Source organism: Streptomyces bugieae, from assembly GCF_036352915.1.
GTDB lineage: Bacteria > Actinomycetota > Actinomycetes > Streptomycetales > Streptomycetaceae > Streptomyces > Streptomyces endophytica.
On record NZ_JAZBJP010000001.1, the window covers coordinates 809,268 to 826,097 of the forward strand.

The 16,830-nt window shown below is 70.2% G+C and carries 23 protein-coding genes and 3 pseudogenes; 21 read left to right on the forward strand and 5 right to left on the reverse strand.

The window, feature by feature from the left end:
* Position 1 precedes the first annotated feature (1 nt).
* From V2J85_RS03800 to V2J85_RS03835, 8 genes and pseudogenes are all read left to right on the forward strand, one after another.
* Positions 2-445: a gas vesicle structural protein GvpA gene (locus tag V2J85_RS03800; protein ID WP_419836733.1), complete on the forward strand. Its 444-nt coding sequence runs from the start codon at positions 2-4 to the stop codon at positions 443-445.
* Between the two features lie 3 nt (positions 446-448).
* Positions 449-1,162, forward strand: coding sequence for a GvpL/GvpF family gas vesicle protein (locus V2J85_RS03805; RefSeq protein ID WP_261953094.1), 714 nt, complete (start codon positions 449-451; stop codon positions 1,160-1,162).
* Positions 1,163-1,224: 62 nt separating this feature from the next.
* A complete protein-coding gene (locus tag V2J85_RS03810; RefSeq protein WP_261953093.1) occupies positions 1,225-1,479 on the forward strand; it encodes a gas vesicle protein GvpG in 255 nt (84 codons plus the stop codon).
* Positions 1,480-1,527: 48 nt separating this feature from the next.
* Positions 1,528-1,890: a gas vesicle protein gene (locus V2J85_RS03815; protein WP_261953092.1), complete on the forward strand. Its 363-nt coding sequence runs from the start codon at positions 1,528-1,530 to the stop codon at positions 1,888-1,890.
* Entirely contained in the window at positions 1,887-2,675 is a 789-nt protein-coding gene (locus tag V2J85_RS03820; protein ID WP_330820614.1) for a GvpL/GvpF family gas vesicle protein, read from the forward strand. Before V2J85_RS03815 ends, V2J85_RS03820 begins: the two co-directional genes overlap by 4 nt.
* Before the next feature lie 30 nt (positions 2,676-2,705).
* Positions 2,706-2,888, forward strand: a pseudogene (locus V2J85_RS03825) (gas vesicle protein); the annotation flags it as partial.
* Positions 2,889-2,985: 97 nt separating this feature from the next.
* A complete protein-coding gene (locus tag V2J85_RS03830) occupies positions 2,986-3,306 on the forward strand; it encodes a gas vesicle protein K (RefSeq protein WP_330820615.1) in 321 nt (106 codons plus the stop codon).
* A gap of 129 nt (positions 3,307-3,435) precedes the next feature.
* Positions 3,436-3,606 (forward strand): hydrophobic protein, encoded by a 171-nt coding sequence (locus V2J85_RS03835; RefSeq protein ID WP_261953089.1) that lies wholly within the window; start codon positions 3,436-3,438, stop codon positions 3,604-3,606.
* Positions 3,607-3,639: 33 nt separating this feature from the next.
* Here the strand turns inward: V2J85_RS03835 and V2J85_RS03840 are convergent.
* The 3 genes and pseudogenes from V2J85_RS03840 to V2J85_RS03850 all read right to left on the reverse strand — a co-directional run.
* Positions 3,640-4,152, reverse strand: a pseudogene (locus V2J85_RS03840) (SDR family NAD(P)-dependent oxidoreductase); the annotation flags it as partial.
* A gap of 155 nt (positions 4,153-4,307) precedes the next feature.
* Positions 4,308-5,234, reverse strand: coding sequence for an SDR family oxidoreductase (locus tag V2J85_RS03845; protein WP_330820616.1), 927 nt, complete (start codon positions 5,232-5,234; stop codon positions 4,308-4,310).
* 355 nt (positions 5,235-5,589) lie between these two features.
* A complete protein-coding gene (locus tag V2J85_RS03850; protein WP_261953087.1) occupies positions 5,590-5,961 on the reverse strand; it encodes a hypothetical protein in 372 nt (123 codons plus the stop codon).
* A gap of 237 nt (positions 5,962-6,198) precedes the next feature.
* On the opposite strand from V2J85_RS03850, the gene V2J85_RS03855 reads away from it, so the two are divergent.
* The 4 genes from V2J85_RS03855 (at position 6,199) to V2J85_RS03870 (ending at position 8,627) form a co-directional block, all read left to right on the forward strand.
* Entirely contained in the window at positions 6,199-6,981 is a 783-nt protein-coding gene (locus tag V2J85_RS03855; protein ID WP_330820617.1) for a HemK2/MTQ2 family protein methyltransferase, read from the forward strand.
* 40 nt (positions 6,982-7,021) lie between these two features.
* On the forward strand, positions 7,022-7,195 hold the full coding sequence (locus tag V2J85_RS03860) for a CDGSH iron-sulfur domain-containing protein (RefSeq protein ID WP_261953085.1): 174 nt from the start codon (positions 7,022-7,024) through the stop codon (positions 7,193-7,195).
* Positions 7,196-7,272: 77 nt separating this feature from the next.
* Entirely contained in the window at positions 7,273-8,358 is a 1,086-nt protein-coding gene (locus V2J85_RS03865) for an iron-containing redox enzyme family protein (protein WP_330820755.1), read from the forward strand.
* Between the two features lie 125 nt (positions 8,359-8,483).
* Positions 8,484-8,627, forward strand: a complete 144-nt coding sequence (locus tag V2J85_RS03870; protein ID WP_330820618.1) for a hypothetical protein — start codon at positions 8,484-8,486, stop codon at positions 8,625-8,627.
* A 394-nt stretch (positions 8,628-9,021) separates the two neighbouring features.
* On the opposite strand, the gene V2J85_RS03875 is transcribed toward V2J85_RS03870, so the two are convergent.
* On the reverse strand, positions 9,022-9,939 hold the full coding sequence (locus V2J85_RS03875) for a SigB/SigF/SigG family RNA polymerase sigma factor (RefSeq protein WP_261953082.1): 918 nt from the start codon (positions 9,937-9,939) through the stop codon (positions 9,022-9,024).
* 284 nt (positions 9,940-10,223) lie between these two features.
* On the opposite strand from V2J85_RS03875, the gene V2J85_RS03880 reads away from it, so the two are divergent.
* On the forward strand, positions 10,224-10,565 hold the full coding sequence (locus tag V2J85_RS03880) for a hypothetical protein (RefSeq protein ID WP_330820619.1): 342 nt from the start codon (positions 10,224-10,226) through the stop codon (positions 10,563-10,565).
* A 179-nt stretch (positions 10,566-10,744) separates the two neighbouring features.
* On the opposite strand, the gene V2J85_RS03885 is transcribed toward V2J85_RS03880, so the two are convergent.
* Positions 10,745-10,882, reverse strand: coding sequence for a hypothetical protein (locus V2J85_RS03885; protein ID WP_330820620.1), 138 nt, complete (start codon positions 10,880-10,882; stop codon positions 10,745-10,747).
* A 451-nt stretch (positions 10,883-11,333) separates the two neighbouring features.
* Between V2J85_RS03885 and V2J85_RS03890 the strand changes: the two genes are divergently transcribed.
* The 8 genes and pseudogenes from V2J85_RS03890 to V2J85_RS03925 all read left to right on the forward strand — a co-directional run bounded on the left by V2J85_RS03890 (position 11,334) and on the right by V2J85_RS03925 (position 16,820).
* Entirely contained in the window at positions 11,334-11,489 is a 156-nt protein-coding gene (locus tag V2J85_RS03890; RefSeq protein WP_261953079.1) for a DUF6131 family protein, read from the forward strand.
* Positions 11,490-11,825: 336 nt separating this feature from the next.
* Complete coding sequence (locus V2J85_RS03895; RefSeq protein WP_261953078.1) at positions 11,826-12,056, forward strand: DUF6480 family protein; 231 nt, start codon at positions 11,826-11,828, stop codon at positions 12,054-12,056.
* Positions 12,057-12,595: 539 nt separating this feature from the next.
* Complete coding sequence (locus V2J85_RS03900) at positions 12,596-13,153, forward strand: hemerythrin domain-containing protein (RefSeq protein WP_261953077.1); 558 nt, start codon at positions 12,596-12,598, stop codon at positions 13,151-13,153.
* A 59-nt stretch (positions 13,154-13,212) separates the two neighbouring features.
* Positions 13,213-13,629: pseudogene (locus V2J85_RS03905) on the forward strand (CBS domain-containing protein).
* 268 nt (positions 13,630-13,897) lie between these two features.
* On the forward strand, positions 13,898-14,224 hold the full coding sequence (locus V2J85_RS03910) for a plasmid stabilization protein (protein ID WP_261953076.1): 327 nt from the start codon (positions 13,898-13,900) through the stop codon (positions 14,222-14,224).
* Positions 14,225-14,478: 254 nt separating this feature from the next.
* Positions 14,479-14,826: an Ig domain-containing protein gene (locus V2J85_RS03915; protein WP_261953075.1), complete on the forward strand. Its 348-nt coding sequence runs from the start codon at positions 14,479-14,481 to the stop codon at positions 14,824-14,826.
* A gap of 56 nt (positions 14,827-14,882) precedes the next feature.
* The gene (locus V2J85_RS03920; RefSeq protein ID WP_330820621.1) at positions 14,883-15,341 is read left to right on the forward strand and encodes an RrF2 family transcriptional regulator; all 459 of its coding nucleotides are present in this window, start codon (positions 14,883-14,885) and stop codon (positions 15,339-15,341) included.
* A gap of 201 nt (positions 15,342-15,542) precedes the next feature.
* Entirely contained in the window at positions 15,543-16,820 is a 1,278-nt protein-coding gene (locus V2J85_RS03925; protein ID WP_330820622.1) for an acyl-CoA dehydrogenase family protein, read from the forward strand.
* Positions 16,821-16,830 lie beyond the last annotated feature (10 nt).

The window sequence follows — 16,830 nt, forward strand, 5'->3', positions numbered from 1 at the left end:
CGTGACTGCCATTCAGCAACAGACGCAGGCGACACCGGCCGGCGGCAGCGGCTCGGGCACTCTCTACGACGTCCTGGAGCTCATTCTCGACCGCGGGCTGGTCATCGATGCCTTCATCCGGGTCTCCCTCGTCGGCATCGAAATACTCAAGATCGACGTACGTGTCGTGGTCGCGAGCGTGGACACCTATCTGCGCTTCGCGGAGGCGTGCAACCGGCTGGATCTCGAATCGGGCCGCAAGGCGCCGGAACAGCTCACCGATCTCGTCGGCGCGGCGACCGAGAGCGGCGCCAAGGGAAAGTCGAAGGGCGCCCTCTCAGGAGCCGTGGAAGCGATCGGCGAATCCCTCCGCAAGGGCCATGACGAATCCGAGGAAACCGAGAAGCGCCCGGCGCGCAAGACGTCGTCGACCGCCGGCCGCCGAACCGCCCGTCGGGAGGAATGACCCATGACGACGTACGTCTACGCCATCACCGATGCCGGGCATCCGCTGCGGCTGTCCGGTGTCGCCGGGGTGGGCGACCCCGCGGCGCCGCTGCGCACCGTGCGGGCCAAGGACCTGTGCGCGGTGGTCAGCGACGCCCCGGCGGAGCTGCGCGCCAAGCGCCGGGACGTGGCCGCCCACCAGGACGTCCAGGAACGCCTGCTGGCCGACGGCAGCTGTCTGCCGATGCGCTTCGGGCTGGTCGGTCCGGATGACGAGCAGGTCGCCGCCGTACTGGAGGAGCAGCACGACACCTACACCCAGCGGCTCGGGGAGCTGGCCGGGTGCCGGGAGTACCACCTGAAGGTGACGCGCGACGAGGAGGACCTGCTGCGGGAGATCGTGCGGGACTGCGCCGAGGTGCGCCGGCTCAACGACCATACCCGGCGGAACTCCGGGGCGTACGAGGACAAACTGGCGCTCGGCGAGCTGATCTCGCAGGAGGTCCGGGCCCGCCAGGACGGCGCCCGCGCGGACATCCTGGCCCGGCTCGCGCCGGCCGCGGTGCGTATCGAGGACGGGGAACCCACCAAGCGCCACTTCCTCACCACCTCGTTCCTCGTCGCGCAGGACCAGGCCGCCACCTTCTCCCAGGCGGTCCACACCGAGGCGGAACGGCGCGGCGACCACTACACCTTCCGGCTCTACGGCCCGCTGCCGCCGTACAGCTTCGTCTGACCGCGTGCCCGGGCCGGGCCCTTGGCGCCGGGACCGGGAAACCGACCGAGCGGGAGATCCGGATGGGGCTGCTCACCCACCTGCTGACCCTGCCGATCGCCCCGCTCCGGGGCACGGTCTGGGTCCTCGACCAGGTACTGCTCACCGCGGAGGACGAGTTCTACGACCCGGAGCCGGTGCGTGACCAACTCGCCGAATTGGAACGGGAGTTGGTGGACGGCCGGATCGGGCCCGAGGAGTTCGACGCCCGCGAGGACGAACTGCTGGACCGGCTGGAGTGGCTCCAGGCCCGCCGGCGTCAACCACGAGGAGGATGACCGTACATGTCCGACCCGCTGACCGGACCGGGGGGAGCCGCCTCGCCCATGAGGACCTCCCCCGCGCCGTCCCCGTACGGCCGGCCGGGGGCCGGGCCCGGCTCCTCCGCCAATCTCGCCGACATCCTGGAACGCGTCCTCGACAAGGGCGTGGTCATCGCCGGCGACATCCAGATCAATCTGCTCGACATCGAGCTGCTGACCATCAAGCTCCGGTTGCTCGTCGCCTCCGTCGACAAGGCCAAGGAGATGGGCATCGACTGGTGGGAGCACGATCCCTCGCTCTCCTCCCGGGCCCGCACGCCCGCGACCCGACCGGTCCCCGCCGGCGAGGACCAGCCGGCGGTCGAAGGAGAAGCCGGACGAGAAGCCGGGTGGGAGCAGCACCGGCGAGAGGAGGAGAACCGGTGAACGGCCCGTGGCACAGCTATGTCTACGCGGTCGGGCGGGACGGCGGCGATCTCGACGCGGTGGCCGCCGCGCTGACCGGGTTCGGCGGTTCGCCCCTGCGGACCGTTGTCGGGGACGGCCTCACCGCCGTGGTGTCCTCCGTCCCGGCCGACGACTTCGGCACGGACGGACTCACCGAGCGGATGGCGGACCTGGCGGAGCTGGAGGCGCTGGCCCGCGTCCACCACGAGGTCGTCGAGGCGGCCCACGCCCGTACGACGGTGTTGCCGATGCGGCTGGCGACGGTGTACCTCGACGACGCCCGGGTGCGCGCGGTGTTGTCCGAACGCGCCCCGGAATTCAGCGAGTTGCTGTCCTGGCTCGACGGCCACGCCGAGCTCGGGGTGAAGGTCTACGCGGACCCGGTGCGCGCCCGGGCCGAAGCCGCCCCCGCCGCGCCGACGGCCGGCTCGGGCCGCGCCTACCTCCGCCAACGCCGGGACCAGCGGCGTCTGCGGGATGACGCGTACCGGGCGGCGGGGGCCGTGGCCGGCGCCGTACGGGACACGGTGGCCCCGCTGACCCGGGGCGTGGTCGCCCACCGGCCCCAGCAGGGCGAACTGGCCTCCGGCCCCGGCGAGAACGTCGCCAACGAGGCGTATCTCGTCCCCCGCACCCGGGTCCGGGAATTCCACCAGGCGCTGGCCGGTCTGACCGGGAGCGACGCCGGCGTACGGGTCGAGATCACCGGCCCGTGGGCGCCGTACTCCTTCGCGACCCGGCCGGCGGAAAGCGGCGCGGCATGACGGGCGACGACACAGGACGGGCGGCGGCACATGACGGGCCGTGACGTCGCGGAGCCGGCCGGCGGCCCGTCCGGGCTCGGCGAACCCGCCGGGGTGGCAGGTCCGCAGATCGCCCTGATCGATCTCCTCGACCGGCTCCTCAACGGCGGCGCGGTCCTCACCGGAGACCTGGTGCTGTCCATCGCCGACGTGGACCTGGTCCGGATCAGCCTCCGCGCCGTCATCCATTCGATCGTGCGGCAGGACGCACCCCCTTGTCAGGACGCACCCCCTTGTCAGGAGGCATCCCTTTGTCAGGAGGCATCTCTTTATGAGGCAGGACTCCACCGGGCTGACGGCGCCCGGGACCCTCGCCCAGCGGCTGGAGAGCGACCCGGAGACGGTCGAACGCGATCTGATCAAGCTCGTGCTGACGATCGTCGAGCTGCTGCGGCAACTCATGGAGCGCACCGCGCTGCACCGGGCGGACCAGGGCGATCTGACGGAGGATCAGGAGGAGCGGGTCGGTATGACGCTGATGATCCTCCACGACCGGATGTCGGAACTGTGTGAGCGCTACGGCTTCACGATGGACGACCTCAACCTCGACCTCGGCCCCCTCGGTTCCCTGCTCCCGCAGAACTCGCCCTGAGCCGCCCTGAGTCGCCCGGATCCACTTTCCCCGGATCCGCTTTGCCCGGATCCGTTACCCCGGATCCACTACCCCGGCTGCTCCCACCAACGTACTCACGAACTCTTCGTTCACCACAGGAGGAACCCCATGGCACCCCTGCTACTCGTCCTGCTGCTCGTCCTGCTGTTGTTCGGCGCCGGCTTCGCGCTCAAGGCGCTGTGGATCGCCGCCGTCGTCGTGCTGGCCTTCTGGCTGCTCGGCTTCCTGATGCGGTCGACCGGCGCCGGCGGCGGCCGCGCCCGCTGGTACCGCTGGTAGCCGCCCGAGCGCGGCCGTCCGGGCCAGGTCGTCCGCCCGCCCGCCGGCCCCGATCACACCGGTGGCCGTGACGTCGCCGCGGGCCGCCATCTCCCCGGCGGGCCACGGCAACCGCAGCCGCAGCTCCCGCAGCACCGCGGCGTCGATCATGTCGGTCTCCGCCCAGCTCAGATAGGCGACACCGACCTCGACGCCGCGGTGCGCCACTTCCGCCCGGACCGTGTGGGCGAACGCCTCGACCCCTGACTTGGAGGCGCAGTACGCCGACATCATGGGCGCCGCGGTGATGCTCGCCAGGGAGCCCATCTGCAGGAAGTAGCCGCGGGTGGCGAGCAGTCCGGGCAGGAAGGCGCGCAGGGTGAGCGAACTGCCCAGGAGATTGACCTCGATGACCCGGCGCCAGACGTCGGGGTCGGACTCCAGGAAGGGGCCGCCGGCCGCCACACCGGCGTTGGCTACCACTACGGAGGGCGGCCCGAGGCTGCGCCGGGCCCCGTCGGCGACGGCGGCCAGCGCGGCCTCGTCGGTGACATCACGACCACGATGCGCCCCGCGAGCGACTGCCGCCGACCGGTCATCTCACGTCACCCACTCCCTCATCGCACTCACTCACTCAGCACACTCCTCAGCACACTCCACGAAAGGGCAGGAACGCCCACGGCAGGAACGTCAGGGCATCAGGGCATACGGGCATGGGGGCATCAGGGCAGGGGTGTCCCGCCGGTGGCATTGACGATCTCGGCGGTGACGTAACTCGCCTGCGGGGAGGCGAGGAAGACATAAGCGGGGGCCATTTCCGCGGGCTGTGCCGGGCGGCCCAGCGGGGCCTGTTTGCCGAATGTCGTGGTGTCCGGGAGTGTCGCCGGAATCAGCGGGGTCCAGACCGGCCCGGGAGCGACCGCATTGACCCGGATGCCGTCGGGCGCGAGCATCTGCGCCAGTCCTTGGGTGAACGTGACGATGGCCCCCTTCGTCATCGCGTAGTCCAGCAGATGCGGACTGGGCCGATAGGCCTGCACCGACGCGGAATTGATGATGACCCCACCCTGGGGAATGTGCGGCAGCGCCATCTTGCACAGCCAGAACATGGCGTACAGATTGGTCCGCACCACCCGGTCGAACTGCTCCGTGGTGATGGCCCGGATCCCGTCCGGCTGCGACATCTGATAGGCCGCGTTGTTCACCAGGATGTCGATCCGGCCGAACTCCCGCACCGCGCGTTGGACGAGCAGCTGGCACTGCTCCTCCTCCCGGACGTCGCAGGCCAGCGGCACGGCCGTACGACCCGCGTCCGTGACGAGCCGGGCGGTCACCTCGGCCTCCTTCTCCTCCTCGGGGAGAAAGGTGAACATCACGTCCGCACCCTCCCGGGCGAAGGCCAGCGCGACGGCCCGGCCGATACCGGAATCCCCGCCCGTCAGCAGCGCCTTGTGTCCTTCGAGGAGTCCACTTCCCCGATACGATTCCTCGCCGTGGTCGGGCGGCGGGTCCATCGGTCCGGTCCACCCGGGAGGCTCCTGGTCCTGCGCCGGGAATTCCGGCCGCGGATATCGGGTGACCGGATTCTCGACGTTCGCGGGGCCCTCGGGACGTTCTCGGCTCTCCGTTCCTTCCTTTCCGTCTGCCATTTCGCGACCTCCTGGTGCGCGCACGGCGAGCGGGCCGCCTACAGCCGGTCAATTGCCGCGTACCGCCGGTCATCTGCCGCGTACCACCGGTCATTTCGCGCAGTGTGCGGCACCGGACCTGATTCGGCCCCCGGACACCGCATACGGGCACCACTGACCCGGGCCGGCAGCGCTGATCCAGGCCGGCACCACTGCCCCGAGCCGGCACCACCGATCCAGGCCCACTTCCCGGCTCCCGGCGTCCCCACGTCCGGCTTCCCGGCTCCCGGCGTCCCCACGTCCGGCTTCCCGACTTCCCGGCTCGCGCTTCCGGACTTTCGCCCTCGCGACTTCCCGGTTTCCCGGCTTTCCAGTGTCAGGGATTCTGCGGGTCGACGCCCGTGTGCGCGTCGGCGTCCCGGCCACCGCTGGGCCGGCCCGCGGGGCCCTTGGGCTCCTTGCGGTGCATCCCCTTCTCGCTGGTCCGGGCGGCCCGGCGCTCACCCGGCTCGGACTCGCTCTTGACCTCGCTCGCCGGGGAGACCTTCTCCTGCCCGGTGTCCTTGGTCTCCTTGCTGCGGTCCCGCTTCGGCGCGTAGCGCTCGGGGTGGAACGAGCGGTGCGCACTCTCGTTGGCGTGCTGCTCGGACTGGTCGACATCCGGCGACCAACCGTGCTGCTCGGTGCCTTTGTGCATGCTGTGGCCCTCGCCCATCTTCGGGTGCGAGGACTTCCGGTGCTTGGCCACTTCCACTCCTCGGATCAGGCGTCCCGGCGAGCCGCGCTCGCCCGCCCCCTGTCTCCAGGCTGAGCGCCATCCGGGCCGTCCGCACCTCAGCCCGCATCCGGGGCCGGTCCGCTCCCCCAGTGGTCGCCTCACCCGATTGCCGCAACGCTGGAACCGAAGCCGCGGGAGCCCTGGCTGGCCGCGGCGCCGTGCAAGGCCGTACCAGACCCGTACAACGCCGTGAAAGGAGGTGCGGAAATGACCCCCGACACCACCGCGCTCGTCCGGCCCCGTCCCCTGATGACCCTGCCCGGTGTGTACGCGCCACAGGACGACACCCGGCTCCTTCTGCACGCCCTGTACCGGGAAGGGATCGGCCCTGGTACCGAACTGCTGGACCTGGGTACGGGGAGCGGTGCCCTCGCCCTGGGTGCCGCCCGCCGCGGGGCCCACGTCACGGCCGTGGACATCGCCTGGCGGGCGGTGCTGACCACCTGGCTCAACGCCCGGCTCGCCGGCCTGCCCCTCACGGTCCGCCGCGGCGATCTGGCCACCGCCGCCCGCGGCCGCACCTTCGACCTGCTCGTGAGCAATCCGCCGTACGTACCCGCGCCCGGCCGCCGCCCACCCCGGGGAGCGGCGCGGGCCTGGGACGCCGGACGCGACGGGCGGCTGCTCATCGACCGGATCTGCGACCTCGCACCGGCGGCGCTGCGCCCCGGCGGGGTGCTGCTGATGGTCCACTCCGGGCTGTGCGGCACCGGGGACACCCTGTCGCGGCTGTCCCGGTCCGGACTGCGGGCCGAGGTCGGTGACCGTGCGCACATCCCGTTCGGCCCGGTCCTGCGCTCCCGTCTTGCGTGGTTGCACCGCAACGGGCTGCTCGACGTGCCGGGGGACAGCTCGCCGCACACAGAGGACCGGCCGCACACAGAGGACTCGCCGTACACAGAGGACTCGCCGTACACAGAGGAATTGGTGATCATCCGTGCCGAACGTCCCATCCACGTCACCCACGCCATCCACGCCGAACGTCCCTGAGCGCCCGCGACGCCGTGTCACCCTCACCCGGGACGGCCCGATGCTGGTGGAAGGCCCGGTGGAGGTGGTCTGCGACGACGGTTCGGTCGCCGTCTCCGACCGCTTCGTCGTCGCCCTCTGCACCTGCCGGCGCAGCCACTGCTACCCCTGGTGCGACACCAGCCACCGCCGCCGCGCCCGCCCCACGCCCGCCCCGGAAGAGGACGCGCCATGAGGTCGGCAGCCCGCCCCACCACGCCATCCGGCACATCACCGTCCGGCGCATCACCCTCCAGCACCTCGTCCGCCACCATGCCGCCCCGCCCGGGCGACCGGCCACGGCTGCCCCGCCCCCAGGGGAAGCTCTCGACCGCAGTCCTCTCCGCACTCTCCTCCCCTTCCACACCCACCCCCCTCTCGCCGTTCCCCCACTCACCGCTCCCCTCCCTCCGGACCCCCGGACCCGACCCGCTGCTCGCCCCCACGGCAACGGAAATCCAGGACGCCGACCCCTACGGAGCCGACCTCCAGCTCGCCCTGTACGTGCTCTACGAGCTCCACTACCAGGGCTTCGACGGCGTGGACGACGACCGCGAATGGGATCCCGCGCTGCTGGCGGTGCGGCGCGCGCTGGAAGAGGTGTTCCTCCGGGCGCTGCGGGCGGACGTCCCGTCCGTCGGCGCGGCGGAGGCGCTGGACGGACTGCTGGTCGAACCGGTCGCCGACGACGGCACCAGCGTGAGCCACCATCTGCTGCGCGCGGGCCGGCTGTGGCAACTGCGGGAGTACGCCGCCCTGCGCTCGCTGTACCACCTCAAGGAGGCCGACCCGCACGCCTGGGTCATCCCCCGGTTGCGCGGCCGCGCGAAGGCCGGGATGGTCGCCGTCGAATTCGACGAGTTCGGCGCCGGACGCGCCGAGGACATCCACGCCCAGCTGTTCGCCGACCTCATGGCGGACCTCGGCCTGGAGACCGCCTACGGGCACTACCTCGACCTGGCGCCCGCCGAGGCGCTGGCCACGGTCACCCTGATGTCCCTGTTCGGTCTGCACCGTTCGCTGCGCGGGGCGCTGGTCGGTCACTTCGCCACCGTCGAGGTGACCTCCTCACCCGCCGCGCGGCGCCTCGCGGACGCCATGCGCCGTACCGGTGCCGGCCCGGCGGCGGAGCGGTTCTACGACGAACACGTCGAGGCCGACGCGGTGCACGAGCAGGTGGTGCGCCGCGAGGTCGTCGACGGCCTGCTGACCGACGAACCGGGCCTCGAACCCGATGTGGCCTTCGGCATCGCCGCCACGGTCCACTTGGAGGACCGACTCGCCGCCCACCTCCTCGACGCCTGGCGCCACGACCGCACCGCACTACGCACCCCACTCGCCGTCACCGGTGAACGCTAGTCAGAACCCTTCAAGAATCAGCCCCTTCAAGGACCCGTTCCTTCAAGAACCCGACCTTCAAGACCCGCTCCTTCGAGACCCGCTCCTTCAAGAGCCCGAAGCCGGCCGTCAGGAGGTGTCCGCACATGGACGAGACCGCCGTCGCCACCCCGTTGGCCACCGCCCGCACCTCCCTGGCAACGGCCGGGGCCCCTCTCCTGCCCGCAGCCGTCACGAGGTCCCCGCTCGACGCCGACGGAGCAGCCTGGGCACACTTCGCCACGCACTGAGAAGAGCTCTCTCCGGACCGTTACCACGACGGCGTCGAACGGTAATTCCTGCCCCTCACCAACGCCTTCGCAGCCGACCCCGTCCTGCGCGCCGTACTGGCACTCCTGGGACCGCACACCCTGCACGGCGTATCCCGATCCGCCCGCTGGCCCCAGCGCGCACCGCCCACCGCGACGTACTGATGACCACGCTCATCACGACCTATCCCGGCTCATTCCGGCTCATTCCGACTCATTCCGCAGATCCGCTCGGCGACCCGCAACGAACGCGACGGAGCCGGGGCCCCTTAACACCCCGGCCCTTCGATTCGATTGCCTCCCGCTCCGATTGCCTCCCCTCACTCCTGGCTCCAGGTCCACCCTCTTCGCTCGGGGGTGCCACGGCCGCGCTCACTCACACCTCGGCAAGCAGTCCCTTCCGCAACTTGGTGCAGGCTCGATTCAGCAGCCGGGATATGTGCATCTGGGAGAGGTTGAGCTCCTTGCCGATCTCGGCCTGGGTCATCTCCGCCCCGAACCGGAGCCGGAGCAGTGTGCGTTCCCGCTCGTCGAGCTGTGCGAGATGCGGCTTGAGTGCCTGGATGTTCTCGGCGAGGTCGAGCGCGGGGTCGGTGCTTCCCATGAGGTCCGCGACGAGCCCGGTCTGCTGCTTTCCCGCGGTCTGGATCGGCCGGTCGATGGAGTCGGTGTCATAGCCGTTGCAGGCGATGAGCCCCTCCCGCACCTCGTCCTCCGGCAGCTTCAGATGTGCGGCGAGCTCTGCCGCCGAAGGATCGTGGTTGTTGGCGGCCTCCAGGTCTTCGAAGGCGCGCGCGAGGTCGATGCGGAGTTCCTGCAGCCGGCGCGGCACATGGACGGCCCAGGTGGCGTCACGGAAGAAACGCCTGATCTCCCCACGGATGTACGGCACGGCCAGCGTGGTGAACTCCACGTCCCGGTAAACGTCGTAGCGGTCTATCGCCTTGATGAGACCTATGGTGCCCACCTGCAGAACGTCCTCGGTGCTCTCCCCCCGGCTGCGGAAGCGCCGGGCGACGTAGCGCACCAGGGACAGATTCATCTCGATCAGTGTGTTGCGCACGTACTGGTACTCGGGGGTGCCCTCTTCAAGGACGGCGAGTCGCTCGAAGAACGCCCTCGACAATTCCCTGGCTTCACTCGGCGCAAGGCGCTGCGGCTCATCGATCGGCGGCAGCGGCACCGACGGGGCCGGGACAGCGTTCCCCTTGGACGTAGTGGTGGCCCGGGTAGACGTAGTGGTGGCCCGGCTCGCTACCGCAGTCCCTGCTGTCATGGTGCCGGTGCTGGTCATGCTCGGGCTCCTAGCTGTTGACTCGGCCCCCGTCTGCAGTCCCCCCTCGAGCCGCCCCTACCCGACGGCTCCCGAGACATGTCCCGAAATCTGTCACCGCCTCGTTGTCGTCAGACTGTTGACGCCCCGCCCGAACGTTGCGGGCGCGGCGGAAGGTACGGATGGTGCGGCGTGCCGAACCGACAACAGCAGTCAACGCGAGGTAGAACAACGCTGTGGTTGAGGCGATTGAGCCGGAGGAAGCGGAACCGCTTCCTCGGCTGTGCGGACTGTGCGGCGCGAGCGTGGTGGACGGGACCGGGGTCCATGCCATCGTTCCGGATTCCTCGGCGATCCATGTCCACGATCCCGCGCTGGACGGAAACCGGTCACTGACGGCCTGTTCCACGGCGCACCTCGGCGAACTGCAGCAGCATTACCACGCACGTCCTTTTGTGAATGCCGAACTGTGGGCCGGGAAAATCGCCCGAGCGCTGCACCGCCACCCGGAGGGCCTTTCCCGGGAGCGGCTGGTCGCGGAGACCGGACTCAACCTGCTGCAAATCGACGCCGCGGCAAACTGGAGCAACCACCGCTCCCGCCACCACCACAGGACAACCCCCAACGACACCCCCGAGGCGCCGTAGCCCCCAGGCCCGCCTGGCCCGGCCCTGCACACCAACTTGACGGCCCGTCAACCACTCCCCGGCACGTCTCCTGCCCTGGCCTGCCACGCCCTGCCCTGCCTTGCCCGCTACGCCATTCCTCGCCGTGCATCCTCGCAATGCAGCCACGGCAGTCTCGCCTTCGCCCTGAGGAACGTCAGTCAGTCCTCACCTTCACCTTCCCGATGCTGAAAAGTGAAGCCGAAGACCCCACCGCTCAGAACCCCCAGGCCGACCAGGAACACCCACAGCCCGTACACCACGCCCAGAGCGGCAACCGCATAGCCGACCGCGATCACCACGGGAAACTTACGACGCCATACCGCGGCAGCGCTGAACGAATACGGCCCCCTTTTCACGGCCCCTCCACCCAGCCGCACACCGGGCAGTGCTCACCGGGTACCCCCATCCCCGGCCCGACCCCTGACCCGCCCGCGAACACCGACATCACCAGACTCATCGCCACCACGGGATAGTAAAAACGGAATGCGGCGCATCACGGCCGACCCGCGGCCGCCATACGGAATTTGCAGCCAGCGGTCGGCAGCCCCTCGCGTTGCCTTCCCGATAGCCAGCCACCAACGGCCGGCCGACCCCAGAATCACCCACCCGCTCACCACGTGATCACACCGCCGCCCCTCGCGCCGCCCCCCTCCTGAGGGCTTCGCAATCCGCCGACGGCAGAAGTTGCCCGTGTGTCAGACCGGGATCACAGTTAAGAGGGAAACATATGCGAGATCGGAGCACATCGTGATCGTTCTCGGAATTATCCTGCTGGTCGTTGGGTTCCTGACCGGCATCGGCATCCTGTGGACCATCGGAATCATCCTCGCCGTCATCGGGGCGATCCTCTGGGTCCTCGGGGCAATGGGTCACGCAGTAGCCGGCCGACGGCACTACTGGTAGCGCCGCACGCCCGCAAACGGAATGCGGCCCGCGGGCCAAGGATCCGCAATTCCTCCGCCACCACACGGTGGCGGAGGAATTGCGGGATGCGCGGAGCACCCATCGCGGCACCCGGAGCGCTGATCACAAGCGCACGAGACGCAAACATAGACCGCGTCCCTCTTCCCCCTTCCCCTCCTCTTTGCTTCCCCCACCCCACCCCCCTCCCCGCCGCTTCCCCCACCCCGACTACCCCGACGGCCCCGACCACCCATCACCCGCCACCCTCACCCACACCGCCCTACCGCCACTCCATCCCCACCGGTGAAATCGGCCTTTTTGGGGCAAACTCCCGGTATGAGCACTCACCACCCTGATCCGGATCCTCGCGAATCCCCGGGCCTCGGTCCCGGAGGCGGCGTGCCGCCGGGCGAAACCCCGCCGGGCGAGGACAGCACGGGCTCGGAGACCGGCCCCCGCGACCTTCCCACCCGCGGATGGGCCAAGGGCCCGGCCATCATCCTCGGCATCGTCGTCGTCCTCTGCGCGGCGTTCTTCATCGCCTACGCGGTGATCATGGCGCGCTGACCCGAGCCACCGCGCCCCCACTCAGACACCTCTGGCCGCGGCGCACCACCTGGCGGCGAGGCCCCTGGGCGCACATCCCGCACACCCCGCACGTACCGCACATCCCACACGTCCCGCACATCCCCACGTCGAGGCGGCGGCAGCAGTCCGCACTCGGTGGCAGGTAGCAGTCGGCCGCGCCCAGTAGCGCGGCCAGCTCCGCGCCGCGCCGGAAACCCGCCACGGGCCCACCACAGCAGCGGCGGTGCCCCGACACCCCAACCCTCCATGCCCCCGGCACCCGCGGCGCACCACCTCTCCGTCTCCCCCACTCCGGCCCCACCCCGCACTCTCCTCCCCCTCTCCGACCCCTCCCCTACCCCCTCCTCCCCTCCCCCGCCCCGCTCCCCTCCCCCTCTCCACCACGGCCATCAATCCCGGCATCCGACGCAATTCCCCGGACTTGGCGTTATCCGCCGGACAGCTCGGGAACCCGTTGCTCTGGGTGCGCCCGGCAACGGGCCGGCAGCGCCCGGGCCACCGGAGGGACAGGACAGATCATGGAGCACGGCGAGGACGTCATCGCGGAGCTGACCGCGGACCACCGGGAGGTCGACGACCTCTTCGAGCAGTTCGACAACGCGGCGCCCGGCAGCAGCGCCCGCAAACGACTCCTGGACGCCCTGACCATCGAGCTGGTGCGCCACTCGGTCGCGGAAGAGGAGCACCTCTACCCGGCCGTACGCGACCACCTGGAGAACGGCGGGATGCTGGCGGACAAGGAGATCGCCGACCACCTCCGCGTCGAGCAGCTGCTGAAGGACCTCGAAGGACGCGAGGCCGACGACACCGATTTCGACCGCCTCGTACGCGAACTGCGCATCGAGGTCACCGCGCACGTGGAGGACGAGGAGAACCAGCTCTTCCCCCAGCTGCGCGACGGCGTCCATCCCTACGTCCTGGAAAGCCTCGGCCGGAAGGTCCGCGAGGCGAAGAAGACCGCCCCCACCCGCGCCCACCCCATGGCCCCGAGCACGCCACCGGCCAACAAGCTGCTTTCGCCCGGCCTGGGGCTGGTCGACCGGGTGCGCGACTACGTCACCGGTCGAGGCCGGTAGCCGGCACGGAAATGCACCTCCTCACATCAAGGTCCCTCCTCCAGGAAGGACAAACAGTCATGCCTGTGGCACGCGACATCATGTCGCCGGCCGCGGAATGCATCGGCGGCGACGACAACATTCTCGAAGCGGCGCGCAAGCTGACCTCCCTCGGCGTCGGAGCGCTGCCGATCTGCGGCACGGACGACAGGCTCAAGGGCGTCCTCACCGATCGGGACGTCGTCGTCAAGGTGCTGGGCAAGAGCTTGGACCCGTAGCAGACCAAGGCTGACGAACTTGCCCAGGGCGAAGCGATCACCATCGGTGCCGACGAGGGAGCCCACGAGATCTTCGCGACGATGGCCCGTCACAAGGTCCGCCGCCTGCCGGCCATCGACGGTCATCGCCTCGTCGGCGTGGTGGCCCTGGCCGATGTGGCCCGCGCCCTCCCCGACCCCCAGGTCGGCGAGCTCCTCGACGCGCTCTCCTCCGGCTGACCCGACCACTCCGACACGCACCGGCCCGACACCTCTTCTCCCACGCCGCACTCGCCATCGCCCGGCCGATGCCTCGCGCGGTGCCAGGGTCCCGTGGGCAGCACGCGAGCTCGCCACCAGCGGTTCTCGCCGCAGGAGACGCACCCGCCCGATCGGCCGTTCTGCCTCGCGCGCTGCCGCCGAACGGGGTGAACTGAAGGAGTGGCCGTCGACCGCCCCGACACGAGGCCGGCAGACGAACGACACATCGACCGGTCAAGGAGCCGTCATGCCCGCAGGTTCGAGCAAGAAGCGTGAGCGTCAGTACGAGCACATCAAGGAGAGTGCCGAGCAGCGAGGCGAGTCGACGAAGCGCGCGAAGGAGATTGCCGCGCGGACCGTGAACAAGGAACGCGCCCGGTCCGGCGAGTCGGAGACCGCCAGCAAGGTTTCCCTCCGGGACAAGAAGTCCGCGCCGCAGCGCGGCGGCGAGCGCTCCCACCGCGGCGCCCAGGGCCCCACCAAGGACCAGCTCTACGAGGAAGCCAAGAAGCGCAATATCGACGGCCGCTCCTCGATGAACAAGGACGAGCTCCGCAAGGCCCTCGGCCGCTGACCGGCGTCACGGCTGCCCGCCTGCACTGCGCCCGCGGCCCCATGGTCAGGTAACTGCGCCCGCATTCAAGGGTGTTGCCCATGTCCCTCTCCCTCTCATCAATTGATTGCATCCGCCGTAAAGCCTGCACCGAAAAAGCCCGCGTGCGCAAGCAATCTGCCGCGATCGAGGCAGGAAACACCCGTTCGAGTGACAGCGGAGTGAGTGACCGACGGCCAAGCAGACTGTTCAGGGTCCCGGAATGAGGAGGCGCAATGAGTACGGAAGCGGGCATGGACCTCACGGTGGCCATCGAGCCGGCCGGGGGCACGGGACAGCATGCCGGACCCCACCAGACCTTCTCGAACCCGCTGAAGGCGCGACTCGTCGACCGCAGGAGCGGCCTCCCGGTGGCCGACGCGACAGTGACGTTCGCCTGGTTGGCCACGACCCAGCAGGTCCTCTTCGAAGGCGGAGCACCCACTGTCACGGTGGACACCGACTCCCAGGGGTACGCACAGACCCCGCCGTTGGTGGCGGGTGATGCGACGGGCACCGCGTCCTTCACCGTGACCGCGGAGGGGGCCGCTCCGAAGCACTTCGAGGTGACGGTCGACCACTGACCGGCCTCCCGGCCCACCCGTCCAGGCCCCCTGCAGCACTGCGGAATAATGCGGGCATGCGGATTTCAGCCAGAGCGGATTACGCGGTGCGCGCCGCGCTGCAACTCGCTCACGCCCGGGACGCAGGACCGCTCAAGGCGGAGGCCATCGCGGACGCCCAGGACATTCCGCACAAGTTCCTTGAAAGCATTCTGAACGACATGCGCCGCGGCGGACTCGTCCTCAGCCAGCGCGGCGGGAACGGCGGCTACCGCCTGGCCAAGGCACCGGAGTCCATCAGCATCGCCGACGTCATCCGCGTCGTCGACGGTCCCCTGGTCTCCGTACGCGGCGTCCGTCCGCCGGAGTTGTCCTACACCGGCCCGGCAGAGTCCCTGCTGCCACTCTGGGTCGCTCTCCGCGCCAACGTCCGGCAGATCCTCGACGGCGTTTCGCTCGCCGATGTCGCCTCGGCGGAACTGCCCACCCGGGTATCCGCACTGGCCGAAGACCCCGCCTCCTGGACCAACCCCTGAGGCCGTAGCCCTCGGCGCCACTGCACGCCGGGAACGGGTCGTAGGGGAGCTTCGACTCCGTCCGGATAGCAAGATTCGGCTGTCCACGCCTCGAACGGCCCTTGCCGCCAAGGGAGTACGGGCGCATCATTCCCTACTAATCCAGTGGGAAAACTAGGGAAACCGACCCGCAGACCACCCGACAGGACGGTGACCGGCGCCATGCCGAAGAAGGCCACAGCATGCACCGCCGCCCCACAGGTCAACGCCACCACGGGCGATGCCATCTGGCCTCGCGTCACCCGTGAGGTCGCGGAGGATCTCGCCGTCGACGCGATCGCCCGCGACCGCGCCGGCAAGCCTCCGTTCGACGAGCTCTCCCGGCTGCGCGAAGCCGGCCTGCCGACCCTGCTCATGCCGCCGGGGCCGTCCCACTGGGGTACCGACTGGCGTACGGCGTGTGCGGTCATCCGGGAGATCGCGGCGGCCGACAGCTCCATCGGCGAGCTCCTCGGACGGCACTACGCCCTCTCATGGAGCGCCCGTTTCTTCGGCTCCCCCGAGCAGGCCGACCGGATCGAGCGCCAAGCGGGAACCGGGCACTGGCTCTGGGGCGGGAGCATCGATCTGCCGGGGACGGAACCGGAGCAGGAGACGGAGACCGGACCCGAACTCACCCTCACGCCAACCGGGAGCGGATACCTTCTCCACGGTCGCCAGGTCTTCCCGGCAGGCGTCACGGTGGCCGACCAACTGGTGGTGGGCGCGGTCTGCACGGGCACCGGGGAGACACTGATCGCACGGGTGGACCCGGCCGATCCCCGCGTCTCGGCGGTCCCGGCGCACGACCGCCTCGGCCAGCGGCTCACCGGAGCCGGCAGTGTCGATTTCGACGGCGTACCGGTGCAGCCGGACCAGATCCTCGGAACCGTGCCGCACGACGAACACGACGTCTCCCCGTTCGCCACGCTCGCCCCGCTGGCGCTCCGGCTCGCCCTGATCCACGTCTGTCTGGGCATCGCCGAAGGAACGCTGGCCGAGGCCCGGGACTTCAGCCGTACCGCGCCGCGCAACTGGCCGCCCTCCGACCCGGACGGCGGCGCCTTCGAGCGGCGCCCCGGTAGCGACCCGTATCTCCTGCTCGCCTACGGGGAGCTGGTGGCTGCCGCGCACACTGCCGCGGCGGTCGTCGAGCCCGCCACCGAAGCGCTGGCGAGGGGGCTCCTCACGGGGCGGGAGCTCGATGTCGACCAGCGCGCGGACATCGCCGTGCTCGTCGCCGCGGCCGAGGCGGTCACGAGCAAGTCCACGCTGGAGATCACCACCCGCATCCTGGAACTCACCGACGGCGCCGACTCGCCCGCGGACGGCCCGGGATTCGACCGCTTCTGGCGCAATGCCCGTGTGCTGACCGCCCAGGGCTCGCCCACCCACAGGCTGCGCGACATCGGCGACCACTATCTGAACGGGACCCATCCGCCGCTGACATTGCACATTTGAAGCCCGCGCG